The 18,376-nt window shown below is 37.9% G+C and carries 14 protein-coding genes and 1 tRNA gene; 4 read left to right on the top strand and 11 right to left on the bottom strand.

Annotation, left to right across the window (positions count from 1 at the left end; genetic code table 11):
- Window positions 1-696 precede the first annotated feature (696 nt).
- Together WH390_RS10795 and orn are read right to left on the bottom strand one after the other, a co-directional pair.
- Window positions 697-772 (bottom strand) — tRNA-Gly (locus WH390_RS10795).
- 156 nt (window positions 773-928) lie between these two features.
- A complete protein-coding gene (gene orn, locus WH390_RS10800) occupies window positions 929-1,474 on the bottom strand; it encodes an oligoribonuclease (protein ID WP_032114354.1) in 546 nt (181 codons plus the stop codon).
- 130 nt (window positions 1,475-1,604) lie between these two features.
- Here orn and rsgA point away from each other — a divergent pair, with 130 nt between their 5' ends.
- The 3 genes from rsgA (at window position 1,605) to mscM (ending at window position 7,037) form a co-directional block, all read left to right on the top strand.
- Window positions 1,605-2,654 (top strand): small ribosomal subunit biogenesis GTPase RsgA, encoded by a 1,050-nt coding sequence (gene rsgA / locus WH390_RS10805; protein WP_032114353.1) that lies wholly within the window; start codon window positions 1,605-1,607, stop codon window positions 2,652-2,654.
- Window positions 2,655-2,752: 98 nt separating this feature from the next.
- Window positions 2,753-3,670 carry an archaetidylserine decarboxylase gene (gene asd, locus WH390_RS10810; protein ID WP_052044772.1) on the top strand — a complete coding sequence of 306 codons (918 nt, stop codon included), beginning with the start codon at window positions 2,753-2,755 and terminating at the stop codon, window positions 3,668-3,670.
- Window positions 3,671-3,692: 22 nt separating this feature from the next.
- Complete coding sequence (gene mscM, locus WH390_RS10815; protein WP_032114352.1) at window positions 3,693-7,037, top strand: miniconductance mechanosensitive channel MscM; 3,345 nt, start codon at window positions 3,693-3,695, stop codon at window positions 7,035-7,037.
- Window positions 7,038-7,177: 140 nt separating this feature from the next.
- Here mscM and WH390_RS10820 read toward each other — a convergent pair whose 3' ends face one another.
- The 4 genes from WH390_RS10820 to recQ form a co-directional block, all read right to left on the bottom strand.
- The gene (locus tag WH390_RS10820) at window positions 7,178-7,960 is read right to left on the bottom strand and encodes a tetratricopeptide repeat protein (protein ID WP_032114351.1); all 783 of its coding nucleotides are present in this window, start codon (window positions 7,958-7,960) and stop codon (window positions 7,178-7,180) included.
- A gap of 284 nt (window positions 7,961-8,244) precedes the next feature.
- Window positions 8,245-9,051: a sugar/pyridoxal phosphate phosphatase YigL gene (gene yigL, locus WH390_RS10825; RefSeq protein ID WP_032114350.1), complete on the bottom strand. Its 807-nt coding sequence runs from the start codon at window positions 9,049-9,051 to the stop codon at window positions 8,245-8,247.
- A gap of 17 nt (window positions 9,052-9,068) precedes the next feature.
- Window positions 9,069-10,064 carry a lysophospholipase L2 gene (gene pldB, locus WH390_RS10830; protein ID WP_032114349.1) on the bottom strand — a complete coding sequence of 332 codons (996 nt, stop codon included), beginning with the start codon at window positions 10,062-10,064 and terminating at the stop codon, window positions 9,069-9,071.
- A gap of 14 nt (window positions 10,065-10,078) precedes the next feature.
- Entirely contained in the window at window positions 10,079-11,905 is a 1,827-nt protein-coding gene (gene recQ, locus WH390_RS10835) for an ATP-dependent DNA helicase RecQ (RefSeq protein WP_032114348.1), read from the bottom strand.
- Between the two features lie 262 nt (window positions 11,906-12,167).
- On the opposite strand from recQ, the gene WH390_RS10840 reads away from it, so the two are divergent.
- Window positions 12,168-12,635: a thioesterase family protein gene (locus tag WH390_RS10840; protein ID WP_032114347.1), complete on the top strand. Its 468-nt coding sequence runs from the start codon at window positions 12,168-12,170 to the stop codon at window positions 12,633-12,635.
- A gap of 120 nt (window positions 12,636-12,755) precedes the next feature.
- On the opposite strand, the gene corA is transcribed toward WH390_RS10840, so the two are convergent.
- From corA to WH390_RS10865, 5 genes are all read right to left on the bottom strand, one after another.
- On the bottom strand, window positions 12,756-13,706 hold the full coding sequence (gene corA / locus WH390_RS10845) for a magnesium/cobalt transporter CorA (RefSeq protein ID WP_032114346.1): 951 nt from the start codon (window positions 13,704-13,706) through the stop codon (window positions 12,756-12,758).
- A gap of 84 nt (window positions 13,707-13,790) precedes the next feature.
- The gene (gene uvrD, locus WH390_RS10850) at window positions 13,791-15,962 is read right to left on the bottom strand and encodes a DNA helicase II (RefSeq protein ID WP_032114345.1); all 2,172 of its coding nucleotides are present in this window, start codon (window positions 15,960-15,962) and stop codon (window positions 13,791-13,793) included.
- A 55-nt stretch (window positions 15,963-16,017) separates the two neighbouring features.
- On the bottom strand, window positions 16,018-16,734 hold the full coding sequence (gene yigB / locus WH390_RS10855; RefSeq protein ID WP_032114344.1) for a 5-amino-6-(5-phospho-D-ribitylamino)uracil phosphatase YigB: 717 nt from the start codon (window positions 16,732-16,734) through the stop codon (window positions 16,018-16,020).
- Window positions 16,735-17,649 carry a tyrosine recombinase XerC gene (gene xerC, locus WH390_RS10860; RefSeq protein ID WP_032114343.1) on the bottom strand — a complete coding sequence of 305 codons (915 nt, stop codon included), beginning with the start codon at window positions 17,647-17,649 and terminating at the stop codon, window positions 16,735-16,737.
- Entirely contained in the window at window positions 17,646-18,350 is a 705-nt protein-coding gene (locus WH390_RS10865) for a DUF484 domain-containing protein (RefSeq protein ID WP_032114342.1), read from the bottom strand. The genes xerC and WH390_RS10865 overlap by 4 nt, the downstream gene beginning before the upstream one ends.
- Window positions 18,351-18,376 lie beyond the last annotated feature (26 nt).

Consider the following 18,376-nt stretch of genomic DNA (forward strand, 5'->3'; position numbering starts at 1 on the left):
ATATTTTCAATAAGTTAAATGATATTGATAAAGAAAAGCATCAATAGCGATAGCGATAGAAAAACGCATTTGCCTGTGGATAACTCTGTGCAACAAAGCAAAATAGACACTGTGTGCCATAACCAAAATTCAATTGTAAATGAATAAGTTATTAAAACATTTTAACTGAGAAAATGTAGCAGTTTTAGCCATAAAATTTCTAAGATTAATGTAAATAACAACATCAATTCACCTACAATACATTTTAAATACTAAAATAATTTCCCTGCCAAGAATGACACCACATTGCTCACTTCACTGATAAAGTATATGCTGTGTAACATCACATCTACTTCAAAATTGGGGGAGTGGAATTCTATGCCTAGCAGATACGATTTGCAAGTCCTATGTGCCCGATTTTTCAAATAAATTCTATCTCGATTAGCTATATAATTGTTGACTATTAACCAAGACTGTGACTTCTTTTAGTAGCTAATCTCCTATTTAAAAATAGACGGTTTTTATCATAGTGCAACAAAAAATTTTATTCTTATAATTAAATAAAATCCAAAACAGAAAAATAAAATTCATCAACAAAATAGGTATAAATTGGCCACTAAACTTTGAGTAATTAATAAGCTGAAAGAACAAAAAATATAAGAAGAAACAATAAGTTATATCACAGAACTTTATGCTAATAATGATAAAAGAAGAATTTGGAGCGGGAAACGAGACTCGAACTCGCGACCCCGACCTTGGCAAGGTCGTGCTCTACCAACTGAGCTATTCCCGCATATTTATAACAACAATATTACCAATCACTATGGGTTGCGAATTATACGAAAAATTATCAAACAGACAAGTACTTTTAACCATAAAAAATCTATTTTCAATCTAAATGCTGATTAAAACAGCAAATCGCTCATAATCAGCATGATCATAACACGATTTAAAGGTTGATAAAGTGTTGACGATAATAAGCTAATTCTGCAATAGATTCCTTTATATCTTCTAAAGCCTGATGGGTATTTTTTTTCGTAAAACCGGCCAATATATCAGGCTTCCAACGGCGCGCCAGCTCTTTTAAGCTACTCACATCTAAGTAACGGTAATGAAAGTATTTTTCCAACTCAGGCATATATTTGAATAAAAAACGACGGTCTTGAGCAACACTATTACCACAAATAGGTGAAACCCCCGCAGGTAACCACTTTTCTAAAAATGCAATTGTGGCTAATTCTGCTTTTTTTTCATCATATTGACTAGATTTAACTCTATCAATCAATCCACTTTCAGTATGAGTTTTAACATTCCACTCATCCATAAGTGACAACTGTTGCTCTGATTGATGAATGGCAATCACTGGCCCTTCGGATAAAATAGTTAGATTGGAATCAGTGACAATTGTTGCGATCTCAATGATACGATCCTGTTCCGGATCCAATCCCGTCATTTCCAAATCTATCCATATCAAATTGTTCTCACTATTTACCATGTTATATCCTAGGTTCCATTCTAAACTGATAGCATGCAATACTTAGTGTATGATAGCTTCTTAAAAGCACAACTGCGATAACTCTTGATAATGAATTCAATCAACAAACCAATAAAATTAGTGAGGTCAGGTGGCTAAAAAGAAATTTACCAAAGGCCAACAACGCCGAATACATGCAAACCATCAAACTAAGCTAAAAAAACAATCTCAGCAAGATATTGATGATAATCAGCTTGGTATTCCCCAAGATGGGTTAGTTATTAGCCGTTTTGGTCAGCATGCAGATATCGAGACAAATGAAGGTGACATTCAACGCTGTAATATTCGCCGAACAATTCACTCATTAGTCACCGGTGATCGTGTTATTTGGCGTCCTGCGCTACATCAGCAATCTAATATAAAAGTTAATGGTGTCATAGAAGCAGTCTATGAACGAACATCGGTCTTGACTCGCCCCGATTACTATGACGGCCTCAAGCCTATCGCGGCTAATATCAACCAAGCGATTATTGTCTCAGCAATTTTACCCCAATTATCATTAAATATTATTGATCGTTATTTAGTTGCCTGCGAAACACTTAATATTGCACCAATGATTATTTTAAATAAAATTGACCTACTCAATAAAGAGAACAGAAAAGAAATAAGTAAAGCAATAAAACTTTATCATAACATTGGCTATGTAGTTTTAGAGGTATCCAGTCATACTAATGAAGGAATAGATACGCTTATTGAAAACCTTATAGGAAAAATATCTATTTTTGTCGGGCAATCTGGTGTTGGTAAGTCCAGTTTGATTAATAACTTATTACCTGATAATGAAGAAAAAATCTTAATCAACCAAGTATCTGATAATTCAGGATTAGGTCAACATACAACAACAACGGCACGTCTTTACCACTTCGCCAAAGGAGGTGATCTTATCGATTCACCAGGCATCCGTGAGTTTGGCTTATGGCATCTAACAAAGGAACAAATAACTAAAGGATTTGTCGAATTCAGGCAATATTTGGGATACTGCAAATTTCGTGATTGCAAGCATTTAGACGATCCTGGATGTGCATTACAACAAGCGGTAATCGCTGGAAAAATAGCAAAATCACGTTTCGAAAATTATCATCGAATTTTAGCAAGCATGGAACAAATAAAACCACGTGGATCTTTTACAGATAATAAATAGTTATAAACATAATTCTGGAATTCATAAAAAGCATAGGTACAATAACTATCTTTTTTTGATTACAACCCAATAACATTAGGATCAGATTAGAGGTTAATGTGCTGGAAAAAATAAAGATCAAATTACAATATCTATTACCAAAACAAGGGCTAACGCAATTAGCAGGTTGGCTTGCGGATCAAAAAGCGGCTGGGTTTACCCAATTAATGATCAAGCTTTTTGCCAAGTTTTATAAAGTTGATATGGCAGAAGCCAAAGAAAGTGAGTTTTCCGCTTATTCTACCTTTAATGAATTTTTTACTCGCCCATTAAAACAAAATATTCGTCCTATTGTTGCAGGTAGTAATCAACTTGCTCTACCGGCCGATGGTGTAATAAGCCAATTAGGATTAATTATAGATGATCAGATCCTACAAGCTAAAGGTCATTCTTACAGTTTAGCGGCATTGTTAGCAGGTAATTATATACTGGCCGAGCAGTTTCGAAATGGTTTGTTTGTAACTACTTACTTATCTCCACGTGACTATCATCGTGTCCATATGCCTTGTGATGGCTTGCTAACTGAAATGATTTATGTTCCTGGTGATCTCTTTTCTGTTAATCAACTGACTGCAACAAACGTCCCTAATCTTTTCGCCCGTAATGAACGGCTCATCTGTATTTTTGAAACAGCATTTGGGAAAATGGCTCAAATTCTAATAGGCGCAACAATTGTTGGCAGCATAGATACTAGCTGGTGTGGCTGCGTCAATAATCAACGGGAAGGAATTATCAAACGTTGGACTTACCCAGAAAAAGATAAAACAGGTGCAGTTTATCTGAAAAAAGGTGAAGAAATGGGAAAATTCAAACTGGGTTCAACTGTTATCAATTTGTTTGAATCTAACCATATCAAACTCAATTCTACTCTAGAGCAAGGATCCGTCACGCGAGTAGGAGAATTATTAGCAGAATCAATTTATCCAAATACTAAGGAACAGACCCATCAACAAAATTTAATTGATGGATCTGAATAATTTTATCTGAGGAAATCATATTGTGCGCCTGATAGTCGGCATTCTATTTAGTCTCTTTTTCATCACGATACCTGCATTTGCAGCAATTAATCTTGATGAAATACAAATTAAAAAAGAGATTAAGCAACTTGAAGCAAATAAAAATTCAAAAAATGCAGAGATTATTCAGGCATTACAAGTTGCCCTAAATTGGTTATCAGAGGCACAAGAGTCAGAGAAAAAAACCCGCGCTTATCAAGAGGCAATTGATGATTTCCCCAAAATCATAAAAGAATTACAGCAACAATTTCTTATTGAAAGCAATAAAACAGTTACTATACCAACCAATATAACTATCCTTGAACTTGAGCAACGTATTGTTCAGGCTAGTAGTCAATTACTTGAACAAGGCAGACAAATTCAGCAAGAACAAGATAGAAATCGTGAAATTAGCGATTCTCTTGTAACATTGCCTCAACAATTATTAGAAGCTCGCCGGCTGCTTTCTGACTCTACCGTAAGACTACAGTCGCTGCATGTTCCGGTTTCCCCTTTAGCTGAAGCACAATATAACTTAGCACAAACAGAAGTCACGGCAAGAAAGTCAAAAACCAATGAACTAGAAATAGCACAGCTTTCAGCCAATAATCGCCAAGAAATTGCTCGTTTACGCATTGAGCTTTTTAAAAAACGTTATCAACAAATCGACCAAGAGCTTCAACAACTGCGAAATCATCTAAACTTTCAGCGCCAACAAAAAGCACAACTGGCACTTAAACACACTGAAATGTTAGCTGCTCAAGGGGGAGAGCTTCCCAAATTTTTAACAGCCCAATTGCAACTAAATCGTAAATTATCACAACGACTTAATGAACAAGCATACAGAATAAATGATATTGAACAAAGGCAACGCCAGACTTCCAGTGATATACTAACCGTTCGTCAAGCGCTTGGGACAATTCGTGAACAGGCCCAATGGTTAAGCGGTTCAACTACTTTAGGTGAGGCATTACGCGCGCAGTTATACCATTTGCCAGAAATTCCCAAAAATCAGCAAATTGACAGAGAAATCATCAACAAACGAGTTGATCGCCTTCAGTATCAAGATATGTTGGAAAATCTCGATTCCAACAATAAAGAGAACGAGGAAAAGCAAGCCGAAATAAAAAATTTGACGCCAGAACAAACGCAAATTTATGATTCACTCATCCAAACCCGGAAAGAATTATTAAGCTCAATAATTTCTGGTTATGATAGTGAAATATTGGAATTAACCAAGCTTTACGTTGCGGCAACCCAGTTAACCGATGCATTAACAGATATCAAAGATGCGACCCATCGCTATATGTTCTGGATTGCAGATACCGATCCTATAAGTCTCAACTATCCAATTACCATAGTAAAAGATCTGACTCGCTTACTATCATTAGATACATTATCTCAACTCAGTGGCGCAATTAGAGTTATCTTCGCCAGTCAGGATAGTTTGTTATACCTGCTCGCTGCTGTTGCTATCGTCATTTTTAGCATTAGTACCCATCAGCATTATAATAATTTTCTTCTTCGCGCTAGTACCCGTATTGGTAAAGTAACCCAGGATCGCTTTGCTCTAACCTTACGAATCGTATTTTGGTCTATTCTGATAGCACTCCCTTTACCTATTTTATGGTCAGCGATTGGTTACGGCCTTCAAAGCGCCTGGCAATTCCCTATGGCCACTGCTATTGGCTCTGGGGTGAGAGCAACAACACCGGTTTTATGGGTTTTTATGATTAGTGCTACTTTTGCACTACCAAACGGATTGTTTATTTCTCATTTTGGCTGGTCAGAAGAAAACATAAAAAGGGCAATGCGTTACTACCAATTATCAATTTTTGTCATAGTACCATTGATGATGGCCTTGATTACGTTTGAATATTATAACGACCGTGAATTTGCCCCAAGCTTAGGCAGACTATGCTTCTTATTACTGTGTATTGCGCTAAGTTTGATTACCCATAACCTCAAACGAGTAGGCGTACCACTTTATCTAGATCGCCACGGCTCGGGTGAGAATGCAATTAGCAATATATTGTGGTTATTATTGATTATAGCGCCAATTTTTTCTGCGGTTGCTGCATTATTGGGTTACCTTTCAACATCTCAAGAACTTTTAGCCAGGCTGGAAACCTCTGTTGCAATCTGGTTTTTCTTACTGATCATTTATCACATTATCCGCCGCTGGATGTCTATCCAACGGCGTAAAATTGCTTTTGAAAGAGCAAAACAGCGTCGCGCTGACATTCTCGCTCAGCGAGCAAAAGATGAAGGTGACAATAATAGTAGTGGCGAAGGCTTAGTCGATATCGAAGAAAGTGCGATTGACTTAGATACAATCAGTGCGCAATCTCTGGGACTTGTGCGCTCTATTCTCACTATGGTAGCTTTAGTCTCACTGATTTTAATTTGGTCTGAGCTACACTCAGCATTCTCTTTTCTGGAAAATATCCGGCTTTGGAATGTCACTACTACGGTAAATGGTGTAGATACCATTCAACCGATCACCCTCAGCTCACTATTTATTACTATTCTTATTATTATAATTACAGCACAACTAATTAGAAATTTGCCGGCATTGTTGGAACTCGCCCTGTTACAACACCTTGATTTAACTCCAGGAACTGGCTATGCAATCACCACCTTGACTAAATATACTATTGCGCTTATAGGTAGCTTAGTCGGGTTTTCCATGCTTGGTATTGAGTGGTCAAAACTACAATGGTTAATTGCCGCGATGGGTGTTGGACTTGGCTTTGGGCTACAAGAAATCTTTGCCAATATCATTTCTGGTTTAATGATCTTATTTGAGAAACCAATTCGTATAGGCGATACCGTCACTATTCGTGATTTAACAGGCAGTATTACCAAAATCAATACTAGAGCAACAACCTTAACAGATTGGGATCGTAAAGAAATTATTGTTCCTAATAAAGCCTTTATTACCGAGCAATTTATTAATTGGTCGTTATCCGATACTATCACTCGTATTGTTTTAACCATTCCAGCGCCCGCTGATGTAGATAGTACCGAGATCAGTCAGATATTATTAAATGCCGCCGAGAAAACGCCGATGATTTTAACTAACCCGGCACCTGAAGTATATCTAGTTGATTTACAACAAGGTATTCAAATCTTTGAATTACGTATTTATGCAGCAGAAATGGGGCACAGAATGCCAGCCCGCCATGAAGTTCATCAAAATATATTAATCGGTTTTGCACAACATGGGATCACGCTACCATTTCCGCCCTTTCAAGCCCGAGTTGATATTGCCAGTAATAATCTATTACGAAGTGCAACAAAAAATACATCTGGGCGAAAGCCGGCAAGAAAAGCCGGAGAATTATAAATTACAATCAACTTTGGCCGTTTAAATAACAGATAAAATTGTATAAAAATCAAACAAAATATATCATGTTTATTTTTAACATAAATATAATATTATTTTAATATATAACGGATTTAATCTAGTTATCAGTTAATTTATTTTTAATCAATTTGGGTGGGGTATTTTTTAATATAACGTTCAGCTAACGCCTGCGCTGCCTTCATTTCTTTATCAGAAAACAATTTACCGATCCTATCATGAAATTTTTGACTTTCTTTATTACCATTACAAGCTGCGGTAGCTAACCATGCATAGGCCATTTTATTATCTTTATTAACACCATGTCCCTCCGCATACATGACACCTAAACGATCCTGAGCTTTAGCATATCCCTGTTTTGCAGCGTGTTTAAACCAATAGACGGCTTTTTTATAATCTTTTATCACACCGTTGCCAATACTATACATTAATCCCAAATTAAACTGTGCCAATGCATAACCCCCTTTTGATGCTTGCTCATACCAATATGCTGCTTCCGGTAAATTTCGTTTCACACCTAATCCATGAGCATACATGGTAGCCATATTGCTTTGCGCACGAACATGCTGCTGGATTGCTGCCCTTTGGTACCATTCTATTGCCCGATCATAATCACGCCTAACACCAAAACCATTAACATACATAGTCGCGAGTCTAAATTGCGCATCTGCATTACCTAATTCAGCTGATTTCAAATACCAAACGACAGCCTGTTTGAAGTCCTGAGAAATTCCTTGTCCACGGAAATATTTTTCCCCTAGTTCATACTGAGCTTTGTCATTACCTTGTTCAGCTAATTGCTGTAATTGCGTTATTCCATTAGATTTTGTAGTTGTTATATTAGCAGATACTAAAGAACCATAACTTATTATTCCTAGCGTAAATACCAGAATTAATTTTCTCATATCGCCAGCTCCTTTTTATAACTAACGCTTCAAAAATTATACTAAGATACTAATCTTAGTATCCCTTTATTTCACACTATACAAATCACAATTCAAAAATAGATTTAAGCAATTTATTTTCCATAATATAAATCATAATAAATCTTGAAAATTCATTATTAATTAACCTGTTGATATAATTAAAAACGGAAGCACTGCAACAAATTAATAATAAATTATCCTGTTATTTTCTAAAGTGAACTTCCGTAACCTCAATTTACATGGTTTTTATCTACGCCAAATATTTAAATACCACTATAAAGTCGACGTAAATAATAGGAAACAGCTTCTTCTTCATTAGAACCAATAATTTCCATATCAGGTAAATTATCTCGTAATAATTGATGTGAATTTTTCATAATGCAGCCTTTTCCCGCCATGGTTAACATTTCATAATCATTCATTCCGTCACCAAAAGCGATACAATCCTGCAAAGTATAGCCTAATAAATCCGCTACCTGCTTTAGTGCATTTCCTTTAGAAACACTACCATTCATAACCTCTAGACAACATGGTAATGAAAAACTAACGTTGACACGATCACTCCAACGATTTCTTATTTGTTTCTGCAATAGCAGTAACTGCTGATGATCTTCGCAAGTAAAATAAACTTTGCTCACATCCGTCGTCGAAAAATTATCACGCTCAAAAAGTTGATAGTGAAAAACAGACTCTTGAAAATATGCTTTTTGCTCCGGGCTCTCCCGATTAATTAACCAATTATCGCTAGAATAGTAGTTGGTCAGAATATTTGGATTATCAAACTCCATTAAACAGAGCTCATGAACAATATCAGGATCAAGATTATGCGTTAAAATCAGCTCTCCATTGGTGTTATGTACCCTAGCGCCATTAGATGTGATCATATAAGCATTAATCCCTAACCCATTACGGATCTGATCAACATCAATATAGTGGCGACCCGTAGCAAAAATGAAATGAATATTTTTTCCTGCTAATAATTTTAACGTTTCTTTTGTATAAAGGGGTAAAGTGTGGTCAGGAGACAGTAAAGTACCATCTAAATCTGAAGCAACAACAGAATACGTCATTGTTTTTCCTTGGTTAATCAATGTTGATCAAAAAAATCACAAATTGCATTAAGTGCCATAGCACGTAATGCATCGTTTTCAAATAATATTTCATGGTCTGCCCCTTCAATAATTAAAGGTAGCTTTTCCTCTCTTCCCATCTGCATTTTTTGCCGAGCGACACAAAATCTCTGGATGTCCCGATTACTAACGACCTTATCTTCACTCGCTTCTAATACCATCAGCGGAACCGCAATCTCTGCCGCTTTTTCAATTAAGCTAGCACCAAACTGCAGACTCTCCCCAATCCAATGATAAGTTGGACCACCAAGACGTAATTCAGGATAATCAGCATAATAACGTAAATAACGCCGATAACGTTCATAACTATGGGTCAACACATTAATAATAAAGGGTAATGGCTGCCATCTACCGGTTGATACTGCATAATCATCACGGGTATTGGATCTCGCCTCAGCACATTGAATGATAAAATTTGCCAACCAACGTGAAACCGGTAAATTAATGCCTATCATTGGAGCACATAAAACCGCAGCATTAAAGGTCAGACTATCTCTCAGCAAATAACCCGCAAGAATAGCCCCTCCCATTGAATGGGATAGTGCATAACAACGTGAATAGTGTCGTGACTTGATCTCAAGAGAAATAAAAGATTCAAAATCATCAATATAATCAGTAAATTTTTCGACGTGCCCCTTTTGCGGATCGGCCAACATTCTTCCCGAAAGGCCTTGTCCACGATGATCTATGATAAAAATATCATAACCAAGATGATAAAGATCATAACCGACTTCAGGATATTTTACATAGCTTTCACTACGCCCGGGCAAAATAACAATCGCTTTATCATGCTGAGCAGAACAAATTTTTACATAACGAATAGGAATATTATCAACGCCAATAAATTCTGCTTCATCATGCATCTTCCAAAAATCTAAAAGCGGACCATTAGCAAACGCTAAAAACTGAGATTCACGTGTCAGCCAACTCGCTTTTAGCATGTCAGGCGTCATAATTACTCCTAAACTCATTCAAAATCTGCCAGATGATCGCGAATCAATGTCATAAATGCCTCACCAAATCGTGCTAATTTTCTTTGACCTACACCATTAATCAACAGTAGTTCATTCGGCCCGACAGGGCATCGCTCCGCCATCTCTATTAAAGTGGCATCGTTAAAAACCACAAAAGGTGGAATATTTTCTTCATTAGCAATCACTTTTCTTAATTGACGTAATTTAGCAAACAATTTTTTATCATAATGGCCTTGGTAGTTTTTATTTTGCTGATTACGGTTTTTTTTCGATAAAACTCTAGCAACAGCCAATTGTAATGGTACCTCGCCGCGCAATATCGGCCTAGCTGCTTCTGTCAATTGTAATGCTGAAAAATGAGCAATATTTTGGTTCACTAAACCCATATGAATAAGTTGCCGACACACACTCACCCAATGCTCATGACTCTGTTCTTTACCCAAGCCATAAACTGGCAACTTATCATGATCAAATTCACGTATACGTTGATGATTTGCGCCGCGCAAAATGTCAACAATATAGCCGATACCAAAACGCTGCCCTGTCCGATAAATACAAGAAAGTACTTTCTGAGCATCAATTAGGCCATCATACCGTTTCGGTGGATCTAAACAGATATCGCAGTTACCACAAGGTTGCTGCCGATTTTCACCAAAATAATTTAACAATACTAGACGGCGACAGGTTTGTGTCTCGGCAAAAGCACTCATGGCATTTAGTTTATGGCGCTCAATCTCTTGTAATTGTCCGGCAGGCTTTTCCGCCAAACAACGACGCAACCAAGATAAATCAGCGGGATCATAAAATAAAATAGCTTCTGCAGCTAAGCCATCGCGTCCAGCTCTACCGGTTTCTTGATAATAAGATTCTATATTACGGGCAATATCAAAATGGACGACAAAACGGACATTAGATTTATTAATTCCCATACCAAATGCCACCGTTGCAACCACCACTTGCAAGTCATCTTTTTGAAAAGCATCCTGTACTTTTGCGCGTTGTGTATTATCAAGACCCGCATGATAGGCCGCCGCACTCAAACCCCGTTTATACAATCGTTCAGCTGTCTCTTCAGCTTTACTACGGCTATTGCAATAAACAATACCGCTGCTACCCTTTTGTCCTTTAATAAAAAACCAAAGCTGCTCAAGAGGCTTGTATTTTTCTACTAAAGTATAACGAATATTAGGTCGATCGAAGCTACTGATATGGACAAGTGGTTCACACAGTTCAAGCCCATCAATAATATCATTACGCGTTGTTTGATCGGCAGTAGCCGTTAAGGCAATAACTGGTAACTGTGGAAAACGACGCCGCAATTGCCCTAATGCTCGATATTCAGGGCGAAAATCATGTCCCCACTGTGAAATACAATGAGCTTCATCGACAGCCAATAAAACCAGATTTAATTTCGGCAATTGATCAAGAAAATTATCCATAACCAACCGCTCTGGGGCAATATAAAGTAATTTTATGTTGCCTTGCCGACAATGCTCAATTACCTGCTTTTGCTGTTGCCCGGTTTGGCTTGAATTAAGATAACTGGCTTCAATACCATACTGAGAAAGCTGATCAACTTGATCTTTCATTAATGAAATCAGTGGAGAAACTACTATGGTTAAGCCAGGTAAAATTAAAGCGGGTATTTGATAACAGAGAGATTTTCCTCCGCCGGTTGGCATAACGACCAAACAATCTTGATTTGTAAGTATAGTATTAATAATTTGTTCTTGGCCTGGCCGAAATTGCTGATAACCAAAAATCTGCTGTAACACTTGCCGAGCCGGGGATGTAATATTGATAATTTCCGCAGTAGACACTGGTATCCTTAATAAACGTGACTAATCAATTTTGATAAAAAGCGGTAAAGAAATATATGCTACCTGACTCTAATAAAAATTACAGCATCCTATTAATTTCCGCTATAAAATAAAGAGCTTAGAAGAAAAAAAGTCTCTCTTTATTATGCCAAATAACCATTTATTTTTACCTATTCATAAAGCATAATCATAGAAAAATTGCCAACCTTTGCATAATAACAATCGTTGATTAACATAATATCTAATAATTAAGAGAATATTTATGAATACGCCTGCCCTTACATTGGACGATGCACAGAAATTTATAATTGGAAAATATCTTCAAATGCAATTCAACCAATTATTAGGTCTTGAGTTGTTATCCTTTGATAACACCCAGATCAAGTTAATTTTTAACAACAAATCACAATTGATAGGAAACTTTGAACAACAAATCCTACATGGTGGTGTAATTGCTGCAGTGTTAGATGTTGCTAGCAGTGTAATTTGCTTTTGTAATGCATTAAGTCGAATAACTTCATTGTCAAAAGAAGCGCTCAAAGACCGTTTATCAGCCTTTGCGACCATCGATTTAAATATTAATTACTTGCGTCCGGGTCGTGGTAAAAAATTTATTGTAAGTGGAAAAATCATTCGCACTGGTAATAAGATTTCTGTTGCCCGGGCCGAATTGCATAATAACGAAAATAAACATATCGCAACAGGCATAGCCACTTGTTTCGTGGGTTAAATATAAATAACCAAGCTAAGACCATAATAAAAATCTATTTTAAATAAACGTTATATGAAGCTTATGTTATTAAGCTGGCCTTTCTACTTTACTCAAGTTATCTTTATTTATCTGATAAATTCAAAGCCAATTCTTACGTTTAAAATAAAGATAAGGTGCCAGCCCGGCAATAATCATCAATATAATTGCTGCCGGATAGCCAAAACGCCAGCCTAATTCAGGCATAAATTCAAAATTCATACCGTAACTGGACGCCACCAGCGTCGGCGGTAAAAAGACCACAGAAACAACGGAGAAAATTTTAATAATTCGACTCTGCTCAATATTAATAAAACCCATTGCCGCTTGCATAAGAAAATTTACTTTTTGAAATAGTGATTCATTATGAGGTAGCAGTGATTCAATATCACGTAAAATGTCTCTCGCTTGCTCTAATTGACCTGCCGGTAATCTTGCTCGGCGGATCAAAAAATTTAATGCTCGTTGACTGTCCATCAAACACAACCGCACTTTCCAGCCAATATCTTCTTGTTCCGCTAAACTAGAAAGTGCGCTATCGAGTTCATCACCTTGTTTGCCTTCCAAAATAATCCGGCTTAACGATTCCAATACGCTATAAATATTTTCTATTACATCAGCAAGTTGCTCAATTTTGGTTTCAAATAAATCTAAAAATAATTCATAAGCATTAGCATCGATCAGCTTTTGACTTCTTGAACGCATACGATACAAACGAAAAGCCGGCAGATCACGCTCCCGTAAGGTATATAAACGGCCATCACGAAAAGTGAAAGCAACCGTCGAATTACTAACATGTTCATCACTATCTTGATAATAAAAAAATGAATGAATATGTAAACCATCCTCATCCTCAAAAAAACGAGCCGATGCTTCAATATCGGTTAATTCAGATGGGGTTACTAATAATTGTTTCAATTCAGTTTGCACTGTTTGCCGTTCTTTTTCATCAGGCTCCATTAAATCAATCCATACCGCATCGGTTAGTTTTTCACCTTCATCAAGCTCAAGGCGAGACAAACGGTGGTTGTCTAATTTAAATGCCAGCAGCATATTATGGCGCCTCCTTCAGAACCCCAAATAGCAAAATAATAGCCAGTTAATTAGTAACAAAAATTCCCATACTTCAAGCATTCTTTATTGCAACTCTAATTTAGCATAAGCTGCAACCAACCATTTGATCCCTTCGCCCTGAAAAGCTATCTGCAAGCGGCAACGCTCACCATCCCCTTCCAAATTAATAATAGTTCCTTCACCAAACTTAGGATGACGAACCCGTTGGCCTAATGCATAGCCACTATCATTTCGATTAATTGGGGTACCAAGTCGCTGATGACTAATAGGACGAGAAACCGTTGCACGCAAACGGACTTCTTCAATACATTCAGTGGGTAATTCGGCAATAAAACGCGAAGGACGATGGTAGACTTCTTTACCATATAATCGACGGCTTTCCGCATAAGTCAGCGTCAATTTCTCCATCGCTCGTGTCAATCCAACATAAGCCAATCGCCTTTCTTCTGCCAGCCCTCCGCTCTCTTCCGCACTCCTTTGGCTTGGAAACATACCTTCTTCCATACCAACAATAAAAACCAATGGAAATTCTAAACCTTTTGCCGAATGTAGCGTCATTAACTGAACGGCATCTTGATGTAACTCCGCCTGCCCTTCACCGGATTCCAACGCAGCATGAGACAAAAATGCTTGCAGTGGCATTAAATCTTGATCTTCTTCTTGATAACTAAATTGACGAGTAGCTGTGACTAACTCCTCAAGGTTTTCAATCCGCGCTTGCGCTTTTTCGCCTTTTTCTTGCTGGTACATCGACCGCAGACCTGAGTCGCGGATCACGCGATCAGTTTGAACATGTAACGGCATATCCGTCGTTTCTTTAGCTAATGCATCAATTAGCTCAAGGAACCGTTCAATCGCCCCGGCCGCCCGGCCTCCAAGGACTTTTTCAGCTAATAAATATTCACAACTTTCCCAAAGCGTGAGTTGTTTTTCACGCGCGGCCTGACGAACAGTGTCTAAAGTTCGTTCGCCGATACCTCGAGTTGGTGTATTAACAACTCGCTCAAATGATGCATCATCATTACGGTTAGCAACCAAACGTAAATAAGAGAGCGCATCTTTAATTTCCTGTCGCTCAAAAAAGCGTTGGCCACCATAAATACGATAAGGCATTGAAGACTGTAATAATGCTTCTTCAAGCACTCGTGATTGTGCATTGCTGCGATAAAGAATTGCGCACTGCTTTAAAGCGCCACCTTTCTCATGCCATTGTTTAATACGACTAACAACATAACGCGCTTCATCTAACTCGTTGAAGCCACAATAAAGCGAAATAGGTTCACCATCAGCCCCTTCTGTCCAGAGATTTTTTCCTAACCGGTTATTATTATTGGCAATCAGTGCATTAGCCGACTTCAAAATATTGTTAGTCGAACGATAATTTTGTTCTAGCCGAATAGTTTCCGCCGCCGGAAAATCTTGCAAGAAACGTTGAATATTTTCTACCTGTGCGCCACGCCAACCATAAATTGACTGATCGTCATCACCAACAATCATCACCTTGCCAGTATCACCGGCCAAAATACGTATCCAGGCATACTGGATACTGTTGGTATCTTGAAATTCATCAACCAGAATATTGGTAAAACGTTCACGATAATGTTGTAGTATATGCGGTTTCTTCAGCCACATTTCATGGGCACGCAATAAAAGTTCAGCAAAATCAACTAATCCGGCCCGATCACACGCTTCCTGATAAGCCTGATAAACTCGCAGCCACGTCGCCTCTGTTGGATTGCCATAACTTTCAATATGCTGTGGCCGCAAGCCTTCATCTTTTTTTGCATTGATGTACCACATAGCCTGACGTGGTGGCCACTTACTCTCATCCAGATTGATGGCCTTGATAATTCTACGCAATAAACGATATTGATCATCACTATCTAAGATTTGGAAATCTTGCGGTAAATTGGCATCCAAATAGTGAGCCCGCAATAGACGATGCGCCAGGCCATGAAAAGTTCCTACCCACATACCGCCTTGATCGCTACCTAATAACGCATTAATACGATGACGCATTTCAGCCGCTGCTTTATTGGTAAATGTCACCGCCATAATCGAGAAAGGCGAAACCTTATCAACCGTCAGTAACCAGGCAATTCGATGAACCAGTACCCGTGTTTTACCACTACCTGCGCCAGCAAGTATTAACATATTCGTTCGAGGAGCAGCAACAGCTTCGCGTTGCTTATTATTTAAGTTTTCAAGTAAATATGAGTCGTTCATGGTTACCATTAAATTAAGAGAGCAGTCAATAAATCACTACTGTGTTTTTAACCAGATGAGAAGATTATATCAGCGCAATGAGTGAAGCTAAACCGGTGATCTCAATATGAGGTAATATGTCATTCTCATTGGTGGCTAATAAGTTGCTACTGTTAGTATTGATCCAACAAGCTTGCATGCCACTGTGTAAAGCACCTTGAATATCGGTTGTTAAATCATCACCGACATGTAAAATTTTATCCACTACAATATTAAATTTCTGCGCAGCAAGATAATACATATCACTAAACGGTTTAGCGCGTCCATCTGGCCCCGCTTTTAAAACAAATTGAAAATAATCGCCTAATCCACAAGCATACGGATCTGCATTGCCATTAGTAATAACCGCTAGTGGGAATTTTTCGGCTAAGGTAGATAAGATTTTATGGGTCACGTCTGGGACTACGATTTGACTACGCCAATAAGAAAAGTGTGCCATTATATCGTCAGCACCACCAGCAGATCCTTCCCGATCGTAACCATACTGACAAAGTAACGCCTTGACTGCTAACCAACGACACTGTGTAACATCATGATAAATTTCAGGATATTGATTAACAATTAACGTTTGATAGTTTTTCAAATCGGCAAATTGAAGTTTATTAAAGCGATCGTCATAGCAACGAATAAAATTTAATAATTCCTGTTCAGTTTTAGCAATAACAGGGCGATTATCATATAGTGTATCATCCAAATCAAAGGTAATCGCTGCAATAGAAGTTAATTGCCGATAAACATGCATTCAAGGTTTCTCCCTTTTTGCCCTTGGATGAGCCACATCATAAACCTTGGCTAAATGCTGAAAATCTAGGTGAGTATAAACTTGAGTGGTAGAAAGATTAGCATGTCCTAGTAACTCTTGAACTGCCCTTAAATCGCCACTTGATTCCAGGATATGAGTGGCAAAAGAGTGACGAAGTTTATGAGGATGAATATGACTTCTCACATTCTGACGAATTCCCCATAATGCAAAACGCTTTTGTACATTCCGAGCGGAAATACGTTTTCCTCTTTGGATTGAGATAAAAACAGCTTCGTCTTGCTTAACATATTGCTGGCGCATCTCAAGCCAACGGATTAACCATTCTACCGCAATACGTCCTAATGGTATCTTCCGTTCTTTACTACCTTTTCCCATAACCCAAACTTCACCATTAGGTAAATCCAGATGTTGGCAATTCAAATTAACCAGTTCCGATAAACGCAATCCTGCGCCATACATCACTTCCAACATGGTTCTATCACGTACAGATAGCGGATCTGCTAAATCAATATTTAGCAATTGATTGACTTCATCTACATCGATATTTTTTGGTAAATGGCGTTTATTTTTCGGCGTTCTAACGGTTTTAGCTGGATTAGCGGTTAATATGCCCTGCTCAACTAACCAATTTAAAAAACTTCTTAATGACGAAAGACGTAAAGCGAGAGTCGCTGCCTGTGATCCTTGTCGGCGGCATTTTGCAACCATCATACGAACATGTGATGTTTCTAATTGCGTCCAATCATTGATGTTCATATTTATAGCCATGTCCATTAACATGATTAATTGGCGTTGATAATTAATAATCGTTACGGGGCTTAGCTGCCGTTCTACACGTAAGTAACGCAAAAAGTCGTCAATTCGCTGCTGCAAGCTTTGCCGTGTTGAATTCATGCACGAGTTACCCAGCGTAATAGCAAATCGGGCAATAATTTGGCTAAGTGGTCAAGCATTGTCGTTCCCATCCCTTTTTGATAATGCTGAGTATCGCGGCTACTAAAGATCACCATCCCTAAATTACCATAAAGACCTAATAAAGAAATAGCCACCGAACCGACATGATTTGCCTCTGGCATTAATAATAATATTTCTGGATTATTTAACGTACCAAGATAATGATTTTTTTCACCAAATCGCTGAATACGAACAGGCTCAAATGCCTGACGAGAAATCATAACTTTTTGCGCATCCATTGGTATGCCTAGCTGCCAACAATCACTAAACAAGCGAATATAAGCACCGCTCAAACCAAAACTTCTTGACCAAGCATATAAACGTCGCTGAAAATCGGCAAAATCATCTGCCGTTGATAGCTGAATAACCAATTTTAACAGTCGATTAAATAGTATTTCATTATTGCGCGCCTGCTCAACCAATAGTTGCATATCCTGTTCCAGATTTTGGATATAAACTCGTTGACGTTTCATCGACCATTCAACTAATGAAACCGCATGATGAACCGGATGAGGAACCCGTATCTGTTCAACAGCAGCAGCATTGCGAATAAAAAAATGAGGATTGCTTTTTAGATATTTTACGACTGTCTGATCATCTAACAGAGGTTGAGGATCAAATGCTGCTTCTTTTTTATCCATAATAAAAGACCTCTTAACCAAACAAA

Source organism: Candidatus Arsenophonus nilaparvatae (assembly GCF_045346035.1).
GTDB lineage: Bacteria > Pseudomonadota > Gammaproteobacteria > Enterobacterales > Enterobacteriaceae > Arsenophonus > Arsenophonus nilaparvatae.

Bases quoted from the DNA above. Each gene is read 5' to 3' on its own strand.
- pldB (WP_032114349.1), bottom strand. From the start codon at position 10,064: ATGACGCCTGACATGCTAAAAGCGAGTTGGCTGACACGTGAATCTCAG.
- yigB (WP_032114344.1), bottom strand. From the start codon at position 16,734: ATGCATGTTTATCGGCAATTAACTTCTATTGCAGCGATTACCTTTGAT.
- xerC (WP_032114343.1), bottom strand. From the start codon at position 17,649: ATGAATTCAACACGGCAAAGCTTGCAGCAGCGAATTGACGACTTTTTG.
- yigL (WP_032114350.1), bottom strand. From the start codon at position 9,051: ATGACGTATTCTGTTGTTGCTTCAGATTTAGATGGTACTTTACTGTCT.
- uvrD (WP_032114345.1), bottom strand. From the start codon at position 15,962: ATGGTAACCATGAACGACTCATATTTACTTGAAAACTTAAATAATAAG.
- WH390_RS10865 (WP_032114342.1), bottom strand. From the start codon at position 18,350: ATGGATAAAAAAGAAGCAGCATTTGATCCTCAACCTCTGTTAGATGAT.
- orn (WP_032114354.1), bottom strand. From the start codon at position 1,474: ATGGTAAATAGTGAGAACAATTTGATATGGATAGATTTGGAAATGACG.
- WH390_RS10840 (WP_032114347.1), top strand. From the start codon at position 12,168: ATGAATACGCCTGCCCTTACATTGGACGATGCACAGAAATTTATAATT.
- corA (WP_032114346.1), bottom strand. From the start codon at position 13,706: ATGCTGCTGGCATTTAAATTAGACAACCACCGTTTGTCTCGCCTTGAG.
- WH390_RS10820 (WP_032114351.1), bottom strand. From the start codon at position 7,960: ATGAGAAAATTAATTCTGGTATTTACGCTAGGAATAATAAGTTATGGT.